Annotated in this window: 1 pseudogene; it reads left to right on the top strand. The window is 74.0% G+C overall.

What is annotated here, in order from left to right:
• Nucleotides 1–340 precede the first annotated feature (340 nt).
• Nucleotides 341–685: pseudogene (locus tag STRAU_RS40440) on the top strand (AfsR/SARP family transcriptional regulator); the annotation flags it as partial.

Below are 685 nucleotides of genomic sequence, written 5' to 3'. Positions count from 1 at the left end.
CCGCCCCGCCCCCGCCTGCGGCCGGTGCCCGCACCGCCCCGCGCCCGCCCGGGCGGGGCCCCCGGAGGACCCGCTTCCCCTCAACAGAGCCTCGAGGACCACTCACCCGGCCCGGCCGCGCGACCGGACAGGGCGGCGGAATACCCCCGAAACATACAAACCATCCGCGCGGTTTTCTATTGACAGGGTGTCCGGAACCTCCTTGAATTCTCGAGTGAGGACCGCCCCCTGCGAGCGGCGCCCCACCCGCCCCACCCCGCCCCACCCACGCTCCACCCACGCTCCAGCCCCACCCTCGCTCCATCCACGCCCACGCTCCATCCACGCCCAGGGAGACGCTGTGGACATTGACGTACTCGGCGCGTTGGCCGTACGGGAGAACGGGATCTCGATCACGCCCACTGCGCCCAAGCCGCGGCAGGTGCTGGCGCTGCTAGCCGCGGCAGGTGCTGGCGCTGCTGGCCTTGAACGCGGACCGGGTGGTGCCGGTGTCGGCGCTGAGCGAGGAGCTGTGGGGGGCCAGCCCGCCGCGCAGCGCCCGCACCACCTTGCAGACCTACGTGCTGCAGCTGCGCGAACTCATCGACCGCGCCCTCGCCCACCGCGCCCTCGCCCACCGCGCCGCCGCCGACAGCGCCGGCGCCGGCGGCGGCAGGGTCCAGCCTCCTTCCGCGAAGGAGGTGTT

The sequence above is a fragment of the Streptomyces aurantiacus JA 4570 genome (genome assembly GCF_000414115.1).
GTDB lineage: Bacteria > Actinomycetota > Actinomycetes > Streptomycetales > Streptomycetaceae > Streptomyces > Streptomyces aurantiacus_A.
The sequence above is the reverse complement of the archived record's forward strand: the minus strand, read 5'-3'. Positions and strand labels throughout refer to the sequence as shown.